This is a genomic window from Hyphomicrobium sp. LHD-15, from assembly GCF_031157355.1.
Lineage (GTDB): Bacteria > Pseudomonadota > Alphaproteobacteria > Rhizobiales > Hyphomicrobiaceae > Hyphomicrobium_C.
In genome coordinates, this window is sequence record NZ_JAVIFT010000001.1 from 1,438,083 (window position 1) to 1,457,178 (window position 19,096).

At 62.6% G+C, this 19,096-nt stretch carries 23 protein-coding genes; 14 read left to right on the forward strand and 9 right to left on the reverse strand.

What is annotated here, in order from left to right:
- Nucleotides 1–133 precede the first annotated feature (133 nt).
- From RCO24_RS06475 to RCO24_RS06490, 4 genes are all read left to right on the forward strand, one after another.
- Complete coding sequence (locus RCO24_RS06475) at nt 134–571, forward strand: hypothetical protein (protein ID WP_308960778.1); 438 nt, start codon at nt 134–136, stop codon at nt 569–571.
- A 62-nt stretch (nt 572–633) separates the two neighbouring features.
- Complete coding sequence (locus tag RCO24_RS06480; RefSeq protein WP_308960780.1) at nt 634–1,461, forward strand: SDR family NAD(P)-dependent oxidoreductase; 828 nt, start codon at nt 634–636, stop codon at nt 1,459–1,461.
- Between the two features lie 195 nt (nt 1,462–1,656).
- On the forward strand, nt 1,657–1,980 hold the full coding sequence (locus tag RCO24_RS06485; protein ID WP_308960782.1) for a PilZ domain-containing protein: 324 nt from the start codon (nt 1,657–1,659) through the stop codon (nt 1,978–1,980).
- Nucleotides 1,981–2,229: 249 nt separating this feature from the next.
- Nucleotides 2,230–2,514, forward strand: a complete 285-nt coding sequence (locus RCO24_RS06490; RefSeq protein WP_308960784.1) for a hypothetical protein — start codon at nt 2,230–2,232, stop codon at nt 2,512–2,514.
- A gap of 60 nt (nt 2,515–2,574) precedes the next feature.
- On the opposite strand, the gene ychF is transcribed toward RCO24_RS06490, so the two are convergent.
- The 5 genes from ychF to RCO24_RS06515 form a co-directional block, all read right to left on the reverse strand.
- A complete protein-coding gene (ychF, locus tag RCO24_RS06495) occupies nt 2,575–3,672 on the reverse strand; it encodes a redox-regulated ATPase YchF (protein ID WP_308960786.1) in 1,098 nt (365 codons plus the stop codon).
- Nucleotides 3,673–3,946: 274 nt separating this feature from the next.
- A complete protein-coding gene (locus RCO24_RS06500; protein WP_308960788.1) occupies nt 3,947–4,528 on the reverse strand; it encodes an HdeA/HdeB family chaperone in 582 nt (193 codons plus the stop codon).
- A 143-nt stretch (nt 4,529–4,671) separates the two neighbouring features.
- Nucleotides 4,672–5,505, reverse strand: a complete 834-nt coding sequence (locus tag RCO24_RS06505; protein ID WP_308960789.1) for a hypothetical protein — start codon at nt 5,503–5,505, stop codon at nt 4,672–4,674.
- Nucleotides 5,506–5,738: 233 nt separating this feature from the next.
- Nucleotides 5,739–6,482, reverse strand: coding sequence for an aminoacyl-tRNA hydrolase (pth, locus tag RCO24_RS06510; RefSeq protein WP_308960791.1), 744 nt, complete (start codon nt 6,480–6,482; stop codon nt 5,739–5,741).
- A 78-nt stretch (nt 6,483–6,560) separates the two neighbouring features.
- Complete coding sequence (locus tag RCO24_RS06515) at nt 6,561–7,310, reverse strand: 50S ribosomal protein L25/general stress protein Ctc (RefSeq protein ID WP_308960792.1); 750 nt, start codon at nt 7,308–7,310, stop codon at nt 6,561–6,563.
- Nucleotides 7,311–7,614: 304 nt separating this feature from the next.
- Here RCO24_RS06515 and RCO24_RS06520 point away from each other — a divergent pair, with 304 nt between their 5' ends.
- Entirely contained in the window at nt 7,615–8,025 is a 411-nt protein-coding gene (locus tag RCO24_RS06520) for a Fur family transcriptional regulator (protein WP_308960794.1), read from the forward strand.
- A gap of 323 nt (nt 8,026–8,348) precedes the next feature.
- On the opposite strand, the gene speD is transcribed toward RCO24_RS06520, so the two are convergent.
- Nucleotides 8,349–8,909 carry an adenosylmethionine decarboxylase gene (gene speD / locus RCO24_RS06525; protein WP_308960796.1) on the reverse strand — a complete coding sequence of 187 codons (561 nt, stop codon included), beginning with the start codon at nt 8,907–8,909 and terminating at the stop codon, nt 8,349–8,351.
- Nucleotides 8,910–9,145: 236 nt separating this feature from the next.
- Nucleotides 9,146–11,350 (reverse strand): AsmA family protein, encoded by a 2,205-nt coding sequence (locus RCO24_RS06530; protein WP_308960797.1) that lies wholly within the window; start codon nt 11,348–11,350, stop codon nt 9,146–9,148.
- Nucleotides 11,351–12,018: 668 nt separating this feature from the next.
- Here RCO24_RS06530 and RCO24_RS06535 point away from each other — a divergent pair.
- The 4 genes from RCO24_RS06535 to RCO24_RS06550 all read left to right on the forward strand — a co-directional run bounded on the left by RCO24_RS06535 (nt 12,019) and on the right by RCO24_RS06550 (nt 14,437).
- A complete protein-coding gene (locus tag RCO24_RS06535) occupies nt 12,019–12,732 on the forward strand; it encodes a thermonuclease family protein (protein ID WP_308960799.1) in 714 nt (237 codons plus the stop codon).
- Nucleotides 12,733–12,941: 209 nt separating this feature from the next.
- Complete coding sequence (locus tag RCO24_RS06540) at nt 12,942–13,781, forward strand: quinoprotein dehydrogenase-associated SoxYZ-like carrier (protein WP_308960801.1); 840 nt, start codon at nt 12,942–12,944, stop codon at nt 13,779–13,781.
- Nucleotides 13,782–13,905: 124 nt separating this feature from the next.
- The gene (locus tag RCO24_RS06545; protein WP_020084680.1) at nt 13,906–14,079 is read left to right on the forward strand and encodes a DUF1328 domain-containing protein; all 174 of its coding nucleotides are present in this window, start codon (nt 13,906–13,908) and stop codon (nt 14,077–14,079) included.
- 160 nt (nt 14,080–14,239) lie between these two features.
- Nucleotides 14,240–14,437, forward strand: a complete 198-nt coding sequence (locus RCO24_RS06550; protein ID WP_308960803.1) for a CsbD family protein — start codon at nt 14,240–14,242, stop codon at nt 14,435–14,437.
- Nucleotides 14,438–14,529: 92 nt separating this feature from the next.
- Here RCO24_RS06550 and RCO24_RS06555 read toward each other — a convergent pair whose 3' ends face one another.
- Nucleotides 14,530–14,943, reverse strand: a complete 414-nt coding sequence (locus RCO24_RS06555) for a hypothetical protein (protein ID WP_308960805.1) — start codon at nt 14,941–14,943, stop codon at nt 14,530–14,532.
- A gap of 185 nt (nt 14,944–15,128) precedes the next feature.
- Here RCO24_RS06555 and RCO24_RS06560 point away from each other — a divergent pair, with 185 nt between their 5' ends.
- The 4 genes from RCO24_RS06560 to RCO24_RS06575 are packed head-to-tail and all read left to right on the forward strand — an operon-like array spanning nt 15,129 to nt 17,750.
- The gene (locus tag RCO24_RS06560) at nt 15,129–15,659 is read left to right on the forward strand and encodes an adenine phosphoribosyltransferase (RefSeq protein WP_308960807.1); all 531 of its coding nucleotides are present in this window, start codon (nt 15,129–15,131) and stop codon (nt 15,657–15,659) included.
- The gene (locus RCO24_RS06565; RefSeq protein WP_308960809.1) at nt 15,660–15,902 is read left to right on the forward strand and encodes a hypothetical protein; all 243 of its coding nucleotides are present in this window, start codon (nt 15,660–15,662) and stop codon (nt 15,900–15,902) included.
- Between the two features lie 37 nt (nt 15,903–15,939).
- Complete coding sequence (gene mtnA / locus RCO24_RS06570; protein WP_308960810.1) at nt 15,940–17,043, forward strand: S-methyl-5-thioribose-1-phosphate isomerase; 1,104 nt, start codon at nt 15,940–15,942, stop codon at nt 17,041–17,043.
- The gene (locus tag RCO24_RS06575) at nt 17,040–17,750 is read left to right on the forward strand and encodes a class II aldolase/adducin family protein (RefSeq protein ID WP_308960812.1); all 711 of its coding nucleotides are present in this window, start codon (nt 17,040–17,042) and stop codon (nt 17,748–17,750) included. Before mtnA ends, RCO24_RS06575 begins: the two co-directional genes overlap by 4 nt.
- A 24-nt stretch (nt 17,751–17,774) precedes the next feature.
- Here RCO24_RS06575 and RCO24_RS06580 read toward each other — a convergent pair whose 3' ends face one another.
- On the reverse strand, nt 17,775–18,185 hold the full coding sequence (locus tag RCO24_RS06580) for a thioredoxin family protein (RefSeq protein WP_308960813.1): 411 nt from the start codon (nt 18,183–18,185) through the stop codon (nt 17,775–17,777).
- A gap of 421 nt (nt 18,186–18,606) precedes the next feature.
- Here RCO24_RS06580 and RCO24_RS06585 point away from each other — a divergent pair, with 421 nt between their 5' ends.
- Nucleotides 18,607–18,921, forward strand: a complete 315-nt coding sequence (locus tag RCO24_RS06585) for a hypothetical protein (protein WP_308960814.1) — start codon at nt 18,607–18,609, stop codon at nt 18,919–18,921.
- The last annotated feature ends 175 nt before the right edge of the window (nt 18,922–19,096 follow it).

Here is a 19,096-nt window from a genome sequence, read left to right on the forward strand (position 1 = left end):
CATTGGCGACACGCCTCGCGCCAAGGGCTCCCAAACAGTTGATTTTCTTTTGCCTAAGGGGTGCTTAGTGTCGCGAGCATCGGTTGCACGCCAGCTTTCCGTTCCATCCCGATCAACCAGGAAATTTCCGCCTATGCGTCGCTTTCTCTTCAGTCTCGTGGTCGCCCTGCCGTTTGCCGCTGCCTCTACCTTTGCTCAGGACATTCCCGGCAAGGATGCTTTCGAGGCGGGCTCGGGACGCGTGTGGTTCTCGGGCTGCCAGTTCGAAGCGGATCGCTACGTTACGTGCAAAAACGCAGCGCCGGGCATTCTCGAAGCGATCGCAAATCCTGGCGACGGCACGCCGGGCCTCGCGCTGCAAACCTACGTGAGTGATGTCTTCATCGAGAAGGGATGCGCATTCGAAGCTCCACCCGAGAGCTTCCGGGTCAATGGCGTGTTCCTGTCCTTCGATTCGAAAGCCGCGAGCCAGATCCGCTGCAAGGGCAAGCCGTCGAAGCTCGTCTTCGGGCCGGACGCCATCACGCTCCTCGACACGCTCTACTTCCTTGCCGGCGATCCGCCGCAATGAGAGACAATCGATAGAACGAGAAGCGGCTTCCAATTTTCATGAAGCCGGCTATTGATCGGCCGATGACGCAGAAATCCATTCTCATCACGGGGTGCTCATCCGGCATCGGGCTCGCCTCCGCCCGCCTGCTTCGCGGTCGTGGCTGGCGCGTGCTCGCGACCGCGCGCACCGAGCCGGATGCTGCTCGGCTGGTTCACGAGGTCGGCGTCGAAGCGCTCCATCTCGATCTCGCCGATCCCAAGTCGATCGCTGCCTGCGCCGAGGAAGCGCTGCGGCTGACCAATGGCCGTCTCGACGCCGTTTTCAACAACGGCGCCTACGGGCAGGTGGGCGCGGTAGAGGATCTCTCGCCGGAGGTTCTGCGCCGGCAATTCGAGGTGAACGTGATCGGCACGCACGATCTCACCCGGCGGCTCATTCCCTCGATGCGAGCCAATGGTCACGGGCGCATCGTGCAATGCTCCTCGGTGCTCGGCTTCGTGTCGGTGCCCTATCGCGGCGCTTACTGCGCCTCGAAGTACGCGCTCGAAGCGCTGAGTGATGCGATGCGCCACGAGCTTCGTGGAACCGGCATTCATATCTCGATCATCGAGCCGGGGCCGATCCGGACGCGCTTTGTCGAGCATGCGCTCGCGAACTTCCGCGCGACCATCGACATCGACGGCTCCGCTCACCGCGACACCTATCGCGCGCGCCTCGCGGCGATGGAGCAAGGCGGAAAGTCTACCTTCAAGCTCGAGCCGGAAGCGGTGGGCTGGAAGCTTGTCCATGCCGTCGAGAGCGCGAAACCGAAGCGCCGCTACATGGTGACGGTTCCGACGTATGTGGCCGCTGTCGGGCGGCGCGTGTTGCCGGCCTCGCTTGCAGATTGGCTCGCTCAACGGATCTGAAGGCTAAGCAAGGCCGAAAAGGCTCCGAGTAAGCAGTCGGTAACAACCGGTTCACCATTCTTCAATCTTCGACAGCTATCGTGTGTTCACTGACTTTCACGACGTGCCTATTTGCGAGGCACATTGAGCCATGCCTTGTTATGAGCGACGGGTTGGTTGCCGATGACATTTCTAAGTTCGATCACAAGCAGAATTATGAGCGCCGGGCGCGGTGCCGATAAGAAATTCGAGGATCTCCGCAACTTCGTGCGCGTTCCGCAACGGATGCGCAGCGGCTACCTGTGGCACGACAAGCTGATCTACCCGCGCCCCTGCATGATCAAGGACGTGTCCGTTTCCGGCGCGCGTGTCGAAATCATCGGCGATCCGGTCAAGCTCAGTCTTCTCGCTGACGGCGTGAAGCTTTATCTCGAGACTGAAAAGCACGAGATCATGACCAGCGTGCGGTGGGCCAAGGGAATGCAGCTCGGCCTACGCTTCGAAGGCCGCCCGCGCCCGCCGTCACGGAAGTACAAATAGTCCGAACTTCGAGATCGCGCGTCGTCAGGCCTGCGCTGCGTCGTTTCGGGCCGGAAGGTTTCCGTGCGCTTACATTTCCGTATTGTCTACGGCGCTCACCTTGTCGTGGCGCGGGCAAGCCAACACGTATGCCCGCATCGGCGACGGATAGCGACCCGCCCTCGACATCGGGGAACCCGGGCGCTCTTTCCGTTCAGGCCCTCTCCAAAATCGGCCTTCGCTGCTCACACTCGTCAAGGAGATGCAGCCATGATCCGTTCATTCAAAGCGATTGCCCTCACCGTCTCGTCTGTCGCCCTGCTCATGGGCGCAACTTCGATTTCTGCCAGCGCCACCTATCTCGGCTACGGCAACGGCGATCCAGGAAACTGGGATCTCTGGACCGAGCAAAACAATGGGATCAATCCGGATGACGCGCGGCCGCCACAGGTGCGGCAACCCATGCACCATCGGCATGCGGCAACGATCCACCATCACGTCCATGCGCGTCACCACGGCTATCGCGCACCGCAGCTACCCGGCGACCTGCCGTAACACGGCGGTCCGGATGCTTGGCGGGGCATTCGTTGGCCCCGCCTCGTCTTTCGACTGCGCCTAGTTCGCGAAGCGGAAGTGCATGATGTCGCCGTCCTTGACGACGTACTCCTTGCCTTCGAGACGCATCTTGCCGGCTTCCTTGGCGCCGACCTCGCCGTTACCCGCGACATAATCCTCGTAGGCGATGGTCTCGGCGCGAATGAAGCCCTTCTCGAAATCCGTGTGAATGACGCCCGCCGCCTGCGGAGCCTTGGTGCCGCGCGAAATGGTCCAGGCGCGCGCTTCCTTCGGACCGATGGTGAAGTAGGTCACGAGATCGAGCAGCTGATAGCCGGCGCGGATCAGACGGTTCAGGCCCGGCTCGGCAAGGCCCATTTCGGCCAGGAACTCGGCGCGATCCTCGTCCGGAAGACCAGCGAACTCCGCCTCGATCTTGGCCGAGATGATGACCGAGACCGCGCCTTCCGCCTTGGCGCGCTCTTGCACCTTCGCAGAGTGGGCGTTGCCGTTGGCGGCGGATGATTCCTCGACATTGCAGACGTAAACGACGGGCTTGGCGGTCATCAGCTGGAGTCCGGCGAACAGGGCCCGCTCCTCGGCCGTGACGTCGGCCACGCGGGCGGGCTTGCCTTCGCGCAACGGCGCGAGCGCCTTCTCCATCACCGCGAGCAGCGCCTTGGAGTCCTTGTCGCCGCTCTTTGCCTTCTTCTCGGTCGCGCTGATCCGCTTCTCGAGGCTTTCCATGTCGGCGAGCATCAGCTCGGTCTCGACCACCTCGGCATCCGCAAGCGGATCGATGCGGTTCTCGACATGCGTGATGTCGTCGTCCTCGAAGCAGCGCAGCACGTAGGCCACCGCATCGACCTCACGGATGTGAGAGAGGAACTTGTTGCCCAGGCCTTCGCCCTTCGACGCGCCGCGCACCAAGCCCGCGATATCGACGAAGGTGAGCCGCGTCGGAATGATCTGGCCCGACTTGGCGATGGCGGCGAGCTTATCGAGCCGCTCGTCCGGCACGCCGACCTCGCCCACGTTGGGCTCGATGGTGCAGAACGGGTAATTCGCCGCTTCGGCGGCGGCCGTCTGCGTCAGCGCATTGAAGAGGGTCGACTTGCCGACGTTCGGCAGGCCCACGATGCCGCACTTGAATCCCATGGAGACCTCGAAAGCGATTCAGTTGGCCCGACTTTTCACGCGCGAGGCGGATAGGACCTTGCTTGATCCTGGGCCGATTCTGGTCCGGCGATTCACGCGCGAGGCTGGTAGGGCCTCGCACGATCGTGGACCGTGTTCGAGGCTCGCCCTACACCGCCCGGGGGCGCCGATCAATCCCAAAGGGGCGAAAGGGCAGAGGTGTCGCGGCACCCCTGCCCCAAAAAACCGAGCGTTAACGGCGTTGGACGCTCAAACGGTCGTGGGCAGCAGATGACTACTCGTCGGCCGACATGAACTCTTCCGACGCGGTCAAAAGGCCGACATTGGGATGAGAGCCGCAGTATTCGCCGATCTTCTCCATCGCGGACACGAAGGCTTCGGTATCGAAGATCTTGGATTCCGTGTCGGAGGCGTGCCAGCCGGCGATCCACATTAGGATGAAGCCAAGCCCTTCCTCCTCGTCCTTGCTGGACTTCACGGCGGCTTCGCAGGTCATGGTGGCGAGATCGATCGCCTCACCGCCTTGAGCGGTGGAATTCTCGCCGAGCACCTTTCCGGCGACGGTCAACACTCCCACCTTGGGCTGAGCCTTGCAGCCTTCGAGCACCTTCTCGAAATCCTTGCCGAGCGCGTTGAAATCCACAACCGATCCCTGCTCATCGGTCGTGGAGTAGCCGGCGATCCAGTAGAGGATGCCGCCCATGCCCGACTTGTCGTTTTCGGTGCCGGAATCGATGGCAGAGATAAGCTGTCCGCACGTCACCGTCGAAATGTCGACCTTGTCGGCAAGCGCCGACGTGCTCAGGCCTCCGGCCTGCAAAAGTGCGATGGCAACGATGGAAAATAGGCGCCGCATATCTGATCCCCCCGATTCAACCCCTCTAGGCATGAGCGCGTGATCGCGTGATCGCACGCGCCCGGCCGCTCAGATTTTCCTATGACGGATCGCTTTTCCGAGCCTGACCAGTTCCGAAGGAGTTAGATCAAGTGCTTGGATCGTCAGCGAACTTTTGTCAGTTCGAAGACGGAATAGCTGGCCGGGCTCGGCAGCTTTTCCTTGCCGGTCATCGCATCGGCGAGGGCTTCGCCCAAGTTGGCCTCGGGCTCCAGTTCCTTGACGGCGATGACCATGAAGGGTCGCTGCCAGTTGGTCGCCGAGCCCGCATCCTCGGCCGGGCGCTTGCCGCTGTACTGGCCAAGATTCAAAGTGGAGATGGGGATGGAGGCGCCGATGGCGGCAGAGACGAGCTCGGCCGTGCGTGCAGCGCGCCGCGCCGCGCGAGCCCTCTCCTGGGCCGGATCACCTTCCTGGGAAGCCGTGCCGACGGCGATGATCTCGCGGGCGCTGGCGAGGCCGTCTCGCACCTCCTGATCGAGCACATCGCCGGTCAGCTCCGCGCCCGAAATGATCTTGCCATCCTTTTCCAGCTCTTCGGCGCTGCCGCGCACCCAGAGAAACTGCTTCTTGGCGACGACGACATCGAACGTGCCGCGCCGGCCGGCTTTATCCTGCCCTTCAATCTCGAAAATCAGCGTGCCCTTGGTCTGACGCACGGGCTCCGGCGCCACGAGCGGGGCAACCTCAGTCGGCACGTAGGGCGCGGCATAGGGATCGACGACAGCGTTGTGGACCACCACGGCGGTGGTGGTCAGAACCGCGGTGGTACCGAGGGCAGCCACGGCGCCGGCCTTGGTTTGCAGAAATGCCGAGATCCAGTTGTACCAGTCCTGCCAATTGCGAATGCGATCGAACCACTTGTAGGTGCTCCAGGCACGGCGCGCCTTCTTGGATTTCTGGAACTGCTCCTTGAGCTTGTCGGTTCCGAGCGACATGCGGTGCCTCCCCCATTCTTGTTCTCTCGCGAACGGAGACTAGAGCACGTTCCGATCCTAGGGAATCGGAGCCGCGCTCTAGATTCTTGTTTTGTCGGATTTTCTTGCGACGAACCGGTGTCCATCCCGGATCATGTCCGGGACAGGCTTCGTCGGAAAATCCTCCGGCGCAATTTCCGATCAGAAAAGAGACGAGCTTCAGTGGCGCGAGATCGTGCGCCAGCGCGCGGCGCTCACTCGCTCGGCTTACGGCCGGCGAGCCACTTTTTCAGATTTTCCGCGAGCGCGTTCGCGCTTTTTCCGGCGCGCTCGCCGGCCGGATGGCTCCGCGGTTTGGGCGCCGGGCGTGGCGGCGTTTCGGCGGCCGCTTCCTTCTTTTCCTTAGCGCGATCTTTCCGGGGATCGGGCGCTTCGCCCAAATCCTTGGCGACGTCGGTCAGGAAACGCGACTGGTCGTCCTTCAGGAGGCGCGGGGCGGCCTTTGCGATCGCATCGAGCAACGGCTCAAGCCAAGCCTGATCGGCCTTGGCGAAGTCGCTCAACACCCAGCGCGCAACAAGCTCCTTGGTGCCGGGATGACCGACGCCAATGCGAACGCGCACGTAGTCGTTGCCGAGATGGGCCGAGATCGACCGCAAGCCGTTGTGGCCTGCGTTGCCGCCACCGGTCTTGACCTTGAGCTTGCTGGGACCAAGATCGATCTCGTCGTAGAACACGACGATGTCGGCTTCGGGGATCTTGAGGAAACGCGCGGCCTCGCCCACCGAGCGGCCGCTCTCGTTCATGTAGGTGTCGGGCTTCAGCAGAAGCACCTTCTCGCCGGCGATTTCGCCGTCGGCGGCATGGCCTTGGAACTTGCGCTTCCAGGGACCGAAACGATGCGCGCGCGCGATCTGGTCGACAGCCATGAAACCGACGTTGTGACGGTTTCCAGCATACTCGCTGCCAGGATTTCCAAGGCCGACGAAAAGCTTCATCCGGATACCCGTCTGTCAAAACAAAAAAGGCCGGCACCCGTATAACGGGCCGCCGGCCTTTCCTGCAAATAGGACTTCTTACTTCTTGCCTGCGGGCTTCGCAGCGGGAGCGGCCTTGCCGGCAGCAGCCGGGGCAGCGCCCTTGGCGGGAGCAGCACCCTTGGCAGGAGCAGCGCCCTTGGCGGCGGCAGGAGCCGCAGCCTTGGCGTCGCCGCCAGCGGCATCGGCAGCGCCGGCCGTCGCAGAGGCTTCTTCGTCGTCCTTCTTGGCGCCTGCGATCGTCGCGACGGTGAAGTCGCGGTTGCCGATCACTGGCTTCACGCCTTCCGGCATGGTGACGGCCGAGATGTGGATCGACTTGCCGATCTCGAGGCCTTCAAGGTTGATCTCGAAGGACGCGGGGATGCGGTCGTAGGGGCAGAAGATCTCAACTTCGTGGCGCACGATGTTGAGAACGCCGCCACGCTTCAGACCGGGCGACAGCGCGTGGTTGGTGAACTGGATCGGCACCGAGACGCGGATGATGCCATCCTTGCCGATGCGCAGGAAGTCGACGTGGATCGGGTGATCCTTGACCGGATCGACCTGAACGTCGCGGGGAATGACGCGGATCTTGTTCGAACCGACAGCGATTTCGAACACAGACGAGGTGAAGTGTCCCTTGATGAACTGCTTCCAGAGGTCGTTGCCGTTGATGGCAATGATTTCGGCCGGCTGGCCTTCTCCGTAAATGACAGCGGGAACGTTTCCTTCGCGGCGAGCTTGACGTGCGGCCCCCTTGCCGGCACGACTGCGCGCCGTGGCCTTGATCTCAATGATCTCAGACATGGCATTTCTCCAATGAAAAAAGGGCCTTAGGATAGGCCCGTGGCTGCATCCGGCCTCCAAGGGTGCCGGGCAGGTCTCTCGCTTGTGCTTGAGATCGGCGGGTTATAGCCGCGACGGGCGGGAATGGCAATCGACGTTCGCCCAGCAAATACAGGGCTCAGCGCGGAAAAAGCGCCGAATTAACCCTTGCGGCCGCAAGCCACTCCAGGGCGCCCTGACCTGGGTTTGGGCGGCTGTGATATACTATTTTTAAGTCAGCCGTCCTCGTGGCCTTGGACCAAAGGATTTGGGACCAGAGAATTTGATGACACGCAAAGTGACCAAGCGCCGACCGGCGCAGGAGCAAGACAAGCTCATCTTCACGGCGCTCCGCGAATCAGGACGCCCCGTTTCGGCCTATGAGATCATCGACCAGCTTCGCGATCGGGCGACGCTTGCGCCGCAGACCGTCTATCGAGCCCTCGACCGGCTGATCGCCTCCGGCTCCGCCCACCGGCTGGAATCACTCAACGCGTTCGTCGCGTGCTGCCAAACCGGGCACCAGGGATCGGCCGTGTTCGCGATCTGCGAGGACTGCGGAACAGTGACGGAGTTTGCCGAAGCCCGCGCCGTCGACGCGCTTTCAAGCTGGGCCAAGAAGTCCAAGTTCGCCGTACGCGCGATGACGCTGGAATTGCGCGGGCGCTGTGGGGCCTGCGCGGCGCAGATGGCGTGACGACTAGGCAACTGACAGCAGGCAGGCGGCAGGGACACAGAGCCTAGTCGATAAGAAAATGGGCGCGTATCCGGTTGGGTCGGATACGCGCCCTTGTCTGTCTGCCGACTACCCTAGAGCGCGATTGCGTTGGCAATCCCGCTCTATCTTTGATGGGACCGATGATTCACGCTTCGGGCATTTCCTGCGCTGCCGATTCACGCCGCGCCCAATAGGGGCCGCGACGATCGGAGCGCGTGGGTCCGAAGCGATCATGGTCCGGCACAGCCTGGTTGCGCCGACCCTTTCAGGATCAGCCTGCCAAAGGTGGCGCAAAACCTTTTTCAGGCTGCCTTCGCTTTCCTGACGGCGCGGGGCCGTGCGGACGCAGCAGGCTTGGATGCCTTGCGGATCTGATCGCCGCTCTCCCCTGGCGCCGCGCCGCGATGATGCGTCGTAATCCGCACCTCGCCGCCGAACGCCTCCTGGAGAACAGGGATCGTTCGAGCAGGATCAGCCGTCCCGCTCATGAACACATCGAGCGCGGCGTAGCCGGATTCCGGCCAGCTGTGGATGGAGATGTGACTCTCCGCCAGCACCGCAACTCCCGTCACCCCGCCCGTAGGCTTCAGGGGGTGAAGATGCATGTGCAGCAGCGTCGCGCCTGCAGCTTCGACACACTTTTTCAGAGTCCGTTCCACGTGCTCGATATCATCGAGCTTGCGGGCACCAAACAGATCAACGATCAGGTGCCGGCCGGCATAACTGCCGACGCCGCGGTCCTCGGTCGTGTCCTCAAGAGCAGCGCGCGCACCCTGCGCAGACGCATGCAGATCTTCCTTTTGGGCGGGGCTTGAACGAGTCAAGTCCATCCCCAATTGGAAGAGGGTGTCATTAAAGGCCATATGACCCTCCCCAACCAGCAGACAGATTCAACCCGAACGCTCCTTACCTTGGGGGTGTGGGGATGGAAGTCCTTGACCTTAAGGGCAGGTGGACGAACGGAGATCGCTCATATGATGTAAGTCCCCCCCCTCCGCAAGAGAAAAATGACCCTGAAGGCTCAAAAACTTTCGCCGTAACGTCGCAGCGTTTCGACACCGCAATTCGTGACGGTTTCACGCTCGCGCGCGAGGGGCTCTCACTCCGGTTTCAGGAACTGATCGAGCAGCTTCTTGGCCTTCGCTTTCTTCTTCTCGGCCTTCTCTCCACCACCCAGCAAATCGTTCACGATCTCGTCGGTGTTTTTGCCTTCGAGCTGCTTGCCGACCTGCTTGATGGTGTCGATCGCCTTGGGATCTTTGAGGATGCCGGCGAGATCGGGCGTGTATTTCGGGTTCTCCCAAGGACCATGCACGCGTACCGGCACCTCGATGCCGTTGACATCCTGCGCGCCGCCCTGCCCGGACAGGCTCGCGACCAGCTTCGGACGCAGCATGTAGTCGACTTCACGCGTGGGAAGCGTGACGCGGCCGGAACCCGAGAGGCGCATCAGCGGGCTCAGGAGTTTCAGATCCTGATTTTCGGCGACGCCCTGGTTCACGGTCCAGGTCGAGGTCATCTCGCTGAAGTCGGTCTTGTCGGATGGGGCGGTGCCGAGCCCGCCGAACCTTCCTTTGCTGAGACCGCGCATCATCTCGGCGACGTTGATGCCGATGATGGCGCCGTCGGCGAAGGCAAACTCGAACTTGCCGTTCAACGTTTCTACGAGCTGGCGTTCGGTTGCTCCCTGCCCGGCCAGCGCGAGCGCCAGCCGGCCCTTGCCAGTCAGGCGATCCAGCTCTGCGGCATCTTTCAGGAACGGCTGGGCGGAGATGCCGTCGAGCGCAATGTTCGCGGTCAGGCTCGCGGAGTTGCCGGCGGTGCCGTCGAGCGTGATGGTGCCGTGGCCCTTGCCTTCGTAGAGGCGCACCTCGTCCAGCGTGGTCTTCATCACGCGGTTCTTGAGCGCGATCGTCAGATCGGATTGATCGAGCCGGATCGTGCGCACCGTGAGGCGCCCGACCGAAAGCTTGGCGTTGGCGTCGATGCGGCCGAGGCCATCGATATCGAGCGGCTCCTCGTCCCAGCCGTCGCGCTTGGTGTAGCCCTTCACGCGTGGACCAGCCGGCGCGCTTTCCTCGCCGCGACCCAAGAGGTCCTCGATCGACTGCGCGCCTCCCTGTTGTGCTTTCGGTGCGCCCGACGTCGACGAGGATGGGCTCGCGCTACCATGCGATCGATAGGTGTTGAGATCGAGCTCGGTGAGCCTGAGATTGGCCTTCACATAGGGCCGGGCGCCCCGGGTATCGAGACTGATTTCTCCGCGCGCCGTCGTCTGGTCGAGGACGATCTCGGCGGTCGAAAACATGTATTGATCCGGCTTGCCGCGGAACAACCCCTTGGCGGTCAGTGCGCCGAAGCCGTTAGACGGCGCGATCTCGGTTCCGAGCCAGCCTGCCAGCTCGCGCGCCGACGGCGACTTTGCCGACAGAATGCCTTCGGCGGTGAGATCCTTATCGAAGCTCGCCGAGCCATCGAACGTAGCATCGAGCGCATCGGTGCCAAGCGTCAGCTTGAGCTTGGCGGGGCGGTGATCCATGACCTCGGAGACGGAGGTCAGGGTGCTGTCGAAATTCACCGTCTTGCCCTTCCAGGCCAGATTGCCCTTGGCGAGCAGCGGCTCGGTCAACGCGGCCAGGCCAAGCTCGACATTGATGGCCGAGAACGTCGAACGGCTGCCGGTGCGCGCGTCGCCATAGTTCAACGTGCCGTTATCGATGCGTACGTCTTCGAGCTTTACGTCACCGACGCGCAAGCGCTGCCCGCTCCGGCCAGACGCATCGATCGGCGGCGCATCGGAGGTCGCCCCCCCGGCCTGGGCGAGCCGGATCCGATCGCGGCGTTCGTCCACTTCGGCAAAGTCCCACGAGCGGCGGCCGCTGCCATCCACCTCGAGATTGAAGACGGGGTCGCGCAGGTGCATGGTTTTCACGCGCACCTCACGCTGCAGCAACGGCAGCAGCGCCACGCTGACATCGAGCGATTGCATGGTGACGAGAGGTTTTGCACCTTCGAAACCCGGCGCGCCCGACAGCGAAACGTCGGCCAGGGAAATGCCGACGCCCGGATAGATCGTGAAGGACGAGGGACCGGAGATCACGAGATCGCGGCCGGTTTTTTCCTTGACGGCGGCGATCACGCGGTCGCGCACGAAATTCGCAGGCAGCGCCGTCAGCGCGAACGCCACCGCGCCGGCCGCCATCGCGATGACGCCAAGCGCGCCGTAGAACACCACCGATCCCAACCCGGAGCGCCCGCGCGGCGCTGCGGCGTAGCGGGTTTCGGGATGCTGGGGATATGGCATGGGTCCGCGCGGACCGGCGGCGAGCGGCGGTCCGTACTGATGAGGCACCCGCGCTCTTCCTGGCAGGCCTTGGGCGGGCTCGCCTTGCGGCGACGGCCGCTGGGGCGGCGGGTATCCAAGGTGCGGCTCCGGTCGCTGGTCCGGTCTGTGGCCGGCGCGATAATCGTCCGGTGCCGGCCTCTGCGGCGAACCGGTCCGCTCCTCGGATGGGCGATAGGTTTCCAGCCGGGGCGGCCTCCCCTGCGGCGGGGTTCTGTTCGTCATCGGTCTCCTGACCTCATGGGTCTGGTGGTATGGGGTCTGGTTCTATGGGGCTTCGATCTCAGGACCGGCCACATCTATCGGGGACGCACACATCATCCCGCAGACACAAGATCCCACGGATACGCAAGCTAAAGCTCGTAATCGGTAATTGTGTCAGGGCGCGGCCCAACGTGCGCGCCCGGCCGTACATTTATCCACGCTTTGGGGCGACACGGGCCGGACTGATGCCTCAGGCCCTATTCGCATCGAGATCCGATTCCGGATTCAACCTCAGAGGGTCAATCTCACCCTTCGTTAACGTTGTATTTACCATAATTTATCCTGCCATATTATTAACTTAAGCGGCATTATCGTGCCGTTATTGGGTCTGCATTTCGACACGCGACTCTGTCACTCTTCAACCTATGAGTGAGCATGTTCGTGTCGTCCGTCCGCTGCTTCCGGTGGCGTTTGCGCTGGCCACAGCGGTTTATCTTCTGGTTCCCTCCTCCGGCTCCGCGCGAGCCCCGGGCGGGGATATCCTCAGCGGCTCGGCGACCGTCATCGACGGCGATACGCTCGAGATCGCCGGAGAGCGGATTCGCCTCGAAGGCATCGATGCCCCGGAGACGGATCAAACCTGCGGAGGCGGCTGGTTCGGAAGCTGGAAATGCGGTCGCGCCGCCACGGCGCAACTGCGGTGGATGGTCGGCGGGCGGCGTGTCGATTGCCAATCCGCCGGGCGCGACAAGTACGGGCGTGTACTCGGCTGGTGCTCGGCCGACGGGCGAGACATCAACGCGGAGATGGTTCGCACCGGTCATGCCTGGGCTTTCGTGAAATACTCCACGAAATATCAAACCATTGAAGCCGAAGCCCGCAAGGCGAAGATCGGCATCTGGAAGGGCGAAGCCGAGCCGCCGTGGACATTCCGCGAGCATCGCTGGGACGTTGCGGAAACGGCGGCACCCGAAGGCTGCGCGATCAAGGGCAACATCACCGAGAACGGCCACATCTTTCATATGCCGTGGAGCCCCTGGTACGCGAAGGTGAAGGTGGAGCCTGAGAAAGGCGAGCGCTGGTTCTGCAGCGAGAGCGAGGCGGTCAAGGCCGGCTTCCGGCCGGCGGCGGGACCGTAAAGGGCGGCAGCAGGACGAGATAAAACAACGAAGGCGGGTCGGCGGAAAGCCGGCCCGTTTGATTTTCAATTGCCGGAAACCTTCCCATCGCGGCGCAAGATGGTTGGCAGATTGACTTCCCATAACGGAGGGAAGACATTCCCGAATATCTGCACGCGTCGCGTTTCGCTCCCAGCAGCGCCGGGTCTCAAAGAAGGGAAACGTCCCCCATGGTCCGCCGTCCGAAACACTCGTTCTTCGCTTTCTCGATCGCGACATTGGCCGCAGTTGCCGCCTGCCTGCCGGGCACCGCGCTCGCAAGCGACAGCTGGCCCGGCATCCATGCCGAGGCCTTCGCCGGGCGCGCCATCCAGGACGGCCGCGGGATGGTGAAGCTCACGGCGCCCTATCGACCGGACGACGTACGCAGCGTGCCGATCGAGGCCGACATCACGCTCGGGCACGATGCCTCCGACCAAGGCCGCAGTATCAAATCGGTCTCGTTCGTGGTGGATGAAAATCCTTCGCCGGTCGCCGCCGTGTTCCGGCTGGGCGAGGCGCGCACCCACGCGCATATCATCACCCACATCCGTCTCGATCAGCAGTCCGATGTGCGCGTCATCGTCGAAACCAGCGACGGCAAACTCTACATGGCCGAGCAACTGGTGAAGTTCGCAGGCGGGCAGGCGTCGTGTTCGGCGCCTCCTGTCGGCGATCCGGCCGAAATTGCCGCCAACATGGGTAAGATGGATTTTGCGGCCGTCGGCAATAAACCCAGCGGGTCGCACCAGATCGCGCGCGCACGCTACAGCCTCAACCATCCGAACCACACCGGCATGGTGCTGGATCCGGTGAGCCTGCTCTATATCCCGCTGTTGATGGTGGATCGGATCGAAGCGCGCCAGGGCGACGCGCTGGTGTTCGAAATGACCGGCTCGATCACGCTCGCACAGAACCCGATGGTGGAGTTCGACTACTTGACGAACGGCGCGGCGGAGATGTCCATCACTGCGCATGACACAAACGGGGCCGCCTGGACGCGGCACTTCCCGATCGGCCCCGCCGGCTGAACGTAATCAGCGCGGCACCATCCTGCGTGAACGTCGCTCATTCGCGATGCAACGGCCGCTGGAACCTATTTTCCGACCGAACGTTATGACGAGGTAACGAACTTCGAAACGCTCGGAGAGAATAATGGGCAATTTATTGCACTGGGCCGTTGTTTTCCTCGTGGTTGCACTTGTTGCGGCGTTTCTGGGCTTCGGCGGCGTAGCCGGTACAGCAATGGAAGGAGCTCGTCTCCTGTTCTGGGTGGCGATTGTTTTCCTCGTCATCTCGCTCGTACTCGGCCTCATACGTCGAGCCTAGGTGACGACGCGCGAGCATTGCCGCGAGGCGGTGTCCGTTTTTGATCGACATCCATCTCTAGTCATGACGCGAACGCGCGTGCCGACATAAGCGTCGGCACGACGAAGGAGTTGTGACTTGCGCTACTCACGACACTCTCAACAAACATAGGAGTTTTGCGATGAACTGGGATCGTATCGAAGGTAACTGGAAGCAGTTCTCCGGCCAGGTGAAGGAGAAGTGGGGCAAGCTCACCGACGACGACCTGACCACCATCAACGGCCGCCGCGAGCAGCTCGAAGGCAAGATCCAAGAGCGCTATGGATACGGCAAGGACCAGGTGAAGAAGGAACTCGACGACTGGTCGAACTCGCTCTAAGCGGGACGATCGCTCATTCGAGCAATAAAAAAATCCGTCGGCGAGCGATGCTCGCCGGCGGATTTTTCGTAGGTCGAAAAGAAACTGTGCGCTCAACCGCCCGGGAACGTAATCATGATCTTCATGCGCACGAGCTCCGGGAAATACGCTTCGAGCCCCTTGCCGGCGAAATAGAGAATGGTGCCGAGGAGAATCAGCGCCGGAATGGATGCCAACACCGCCTTCAGGAAAAACGCTACCAGGCGTAGAAACGGAACATCGAAGCGCTGAACGGACGCCGGAACGGGGTCATCGTTGTAGGCGGTCGGCGCCGGCCGGCCACGCGAGAGATAGGACGGGGGGTCTCCGAGAGAGGCGTCCATGCCGGAGCGGCCTTCGCGCTCCCGCTTGTCCCGTTGCTCGCGCTCCCTTGCCTCCCGTGCGCGGGCGTCGCGCTCACGTCGCAGGGTGCGGGGCAGATCGTCAAAATCGCTGTCCGCCGTCAGCGGAAAATTCGCATCCGTCATATCGTCACCATAACTCCACAAAAGGCGTGGTATCGCCCCTTAGACGAGACCGATGATTCACGCTTCGGACGGATAGGGCCCGAAGCGATCATGGTCTCCCGCAGCGTTTGCGCGGGCGCGCGCGCTGCTATCCTCGCGAAAAGGTTATTGCTAAGTTGCGCCACGAATTTGACCGGGAGGTGTTCTTGAACTCACTAAAAGACCTGATCCGTACCATTCCGGACTACCCCAAGCGCGGCATTATGTTCCGCGACGTGACCACCCTCCTCGGAGACGCACAGGGCTTCAAGGCGGCCATCGCGCAGATGGCCGAGCCCTACCGGACGCAGCCGATCGATGCCGTCGCCGGCATCGAGGCGCGCGGGTTCATCCTGGGCGGCGCCATCGCAGACCGCCTCGGCTGCGGCTTCATTCCGATCCGCAAAAAGGGCAAATTGCCCTGGAAAACCATCGGCCAGGAGTATTCGCTCGAATACGGCGTCGATGTCATCGAAATCCACGAGGACGCACTCGCGCCGGGTCAGCGGATCCTGATTGTTGACGACCTGATCGCAACCGGAGGCACGGCGGAAGCAGCCGCCAAGCTGATCAGACGCTCAGGCGGCACCATCGTGGGGGCGACCTTCATCATCGACCTTCCCGATCTCGGGGGCAGCAAGCTTCTGAAAAGCCACGATATCGCGTGTCATTCCCTTGTGGCATTCGAAGGACATTGAATGGGTCTTTCGGCGACGGCACTGGCAACTGCGCTCGAGACCATCCGCCGCTGGCGGGATGATCCCGAGACGCCGGTTGCCTGCCCAAGCTGCGGCAGAAGCGGCCTCGCCATCGCCGATCGCTCCGCCAGGCCTTACGCCGAGTGGTACCAGCTCTCCTGCGGGCTCTCGGACGGGGGATGCGGACTCGACGAAACGATCCATATTCCTTTAGGACCGCCGGTGATGGGCGGGCTCGACTGAGCAACGCACAACGCAAAACCGGGCTGCGGGGCATCCGATGAAGATCAACGGCAAATCCTTTCGCACGATCTGGCCCGAGGACGACGGGGCGTCGTTCGTCGTCATCGATCAGACCCGACTGCCGCACCGGTTCGAGACGGTGTCCATCCGCTCCGCGGAGGAGGCAGCCCGCGCGATCCTCACCATGCAGGTGCGCGGCGCTCCGCTGATCGGCGCGACGGCGGCTTACGGACTCGCACTCGCGCTTCGTCGTGACGCTTCGGACACCGTGCTCGCCGGTGCCATCGATTTGCTTGCGAAGCAGCGGCCCACGGCCGTGAACCTGCGTTGGGCGCTCGAGGAGATGCGCCGTGCCGTTCAGGACCTGCCCGCCAGCGCGCGCGCTGCGGCGGCATTCACGAAAGCGCAAGCCATCGCTGACGACGACGTGGAGACGTGCCGTCTCATCGGCGTGCACGGCCTGGAGCTGATCAAAGCGGCCGCCAAGACAAAGCCCAAGGGTGAACCCGTCAACATCCTGACCCACTGCAACGCGGGGTGGCTCGCCTGCGTCGACTGGGGGACCGCGACCTCGCCGATCTATCAGGCGCACGACGCCGGAATTCCCGTGCACGTATGGGTCGACGAAACACGCCCGCGCAATCAGGGCGCCTCGCTGACGGCGTTCGAGCTCGGCAGCCACGGCGTGCCGCATACCCTTGTCGTCGACAACGCGGGCGGACACCTGATGCAGCATGGCAAGGTGGACCTCTGCATTGTCGGCACGGATCGCGTTGCGGCGAACGGCGATGTCGCAAACAAGATTGGAACCTATCTCAAGGCGCTGGCCGCCCACGACACCAACGTGCCGTTTTATGTGGCGCTCCCCTATTCCACGATCGACTGGACGCTCGGGTCGGGACGCGGAATCCCGATCGAGGAACGCAGCGCCGACGAGGTGCTCAAGATGCAGGGCAGGCTCGAAGACGGCTCGGTCGTGACCGTGGACATCGCCGCACCCGGCTCTCCTGCCGCCAATCCCGCGTTCGACGTGACGCCCGCGCGCCTCGTAACAGGGTTCATCACCGAACGGGGCGTTGCGTCTGCCGACCGCAACGGGCTTCTCTCGCTTTATCCGGAGCGGAGAGAGAGCGCGGCATGACCAAGAGCGGCAAGGACAAGCGCGCCGGAGAGAAGAAGACGCAGAAGCCCAGCGCCTCCGGGGAAAGCCGGCTCAGGAGAGACGTGCTCGACACCGCGCTCGCCATGAGCCGCAGCGGTCTTTCGCCTTGCCGATCCGGAAACGTTTCGTGCCGCTTCGCAGACGGCATGCTGATCACGCCGACGGGCCTTGCCTACGAAGACATTGGCCCCAAAGACATCGTGTTCGTCGCCGCCGACGGAAGCGTGCCGGGCAAACAAAGGAAGCCGTCGTCGGAGTGGCAATTCCATTTCGCGGCCTACCAGGCGCGTCCCGACATGAATGCGGTCGTGCACACGCATTCCCTTCATGCCGTGGTGCTGGCCTCGGCGGGGCGATCGATCCCGGCTTTTCACTACATGGTCGCGGTGGCGGGCGGGGCCGATATTCCGCTCGTGCCGTATGCCCTGTTCGGCAGCGCGGAACTGGCCGAGCACGTCGCGCGCGGCCTTCAGGACCGCAAAGCCTGCCTGATGGCACATCACGGCGCTATTGCCATGGGCGAGACGCTCGCAAGCGCGCTCGAGCTCGCGCATGAGGTCGAGGTGCTCGCCGAGCAATACTACAAGCTCCTGCTGCTCGGCCCTCCGCGCCTGCTGACGGACGCGGAAATGCAGGAGGCGCTCGAACGTTTCAAGAGCTACGGCCAGAACGCGCAGGAGCGCTAGCGCGGCAGTGTCATCATGCTTAGCTCATTCGAGCGGGAGCATCGCATCCAACATGTGATGGACGTTGTCGCGGCCGAAATATCCGCTGATGCGGCCGATTTCGACACCATCGCGGACGAGAACGAGGGTCGGCACCATCGTGACCGGCGCCGAAAGCTGGAAGCTGTCCGCTGCCTCGTCATTCAAGTCGACAAAGCGCAGAGGGGCAGCCTTGCCGGCGCGCGAGGCAGCATAGGACGGCAGCACGTCACGGCGGAAAATCGGACAGTAGATGCAGCCTGGCGCTTCGAACGCAATCAGCTCGACGCCGGTCGGCATTCGGTGTCCGGCTCCAGGCTCCTGACCCGGCGCAGCCGCAACGGCGCCCGGACCGGCAGCCAACAGTCCCATTCCGAGACAACGAAGTAGCAGTTTCGCCGACGATCTCTTGTTCATGACCTGAAACTCTTGTTCATGAACGGCAAGTTGCAGCATCGATGCCAACGATCGTTTGCGGTCCGCCTGTTTCGGCCCTGGCGGCGATAAGGGTAAACGCGGCCGAGAAGGATCCGGGAAACGCACATCGGTCGCATAGGGACGTGGATTGCGTGTCTCATCGGGAGCACGCACGTGCAAGCTGCCTCCACGGCGGGTCACGGCGACGCTCATGATCATACTGCGCGGCGTCAGGCGCGAGATCCGCAATACCGAGATAAAAAAATCGCCGCGGCAGGAGGAAGCGACAGTCTCACCTGCACCCCCGACGCACCTAAGAAAGAACCCGTAAGGGGTTGATTAACTGGAACGCTTGCCTGGCTTCGATGTTACATTCATGACATTCTAAACTTGATCCCTGGCCGAATGTGATCTGGTGTTGATGGTGACAGAAGAGCTTATTGCAGCTGAAGAAACCGCGACCGGGCTGTCGTTGCTTCTCTCCGGTTCGACCCTCCTGATGGCGCTTGCCGCCTTTTACGTCGGGCGCTCGCTCTGGATCGCGCGGCGCGAGTGGCCGCACTGCCGGACTGATACGAAGGTGCTTTATCTTCTGGTCGCACCGGTCCTAACGCTTGCGGTGGACATTCTTTCGTTCACGGACAAGCTGTTCTGGAGCGGCAAGACCGTTCGGCCTCTGGCCAAGGCGAAACTGGTGCAGCTTCGTCCGAAGTCGGTGATGCGCTCAGACGGATAGTCCGTTTCGGCTCGCAAGCCTCTCCACTGCATTGCAGCAATTTTTCCGCGCCGGCCTTGCCTTTAGGCCGGGCGCCGGAGAGTACGTATTCAGACGTAGCTCGCCATCCTCCGACTCAGCGTATAATTTATTCACAGGAAAAGTTTGTTCGTTCATCCGCAACGGACGAAGGAAC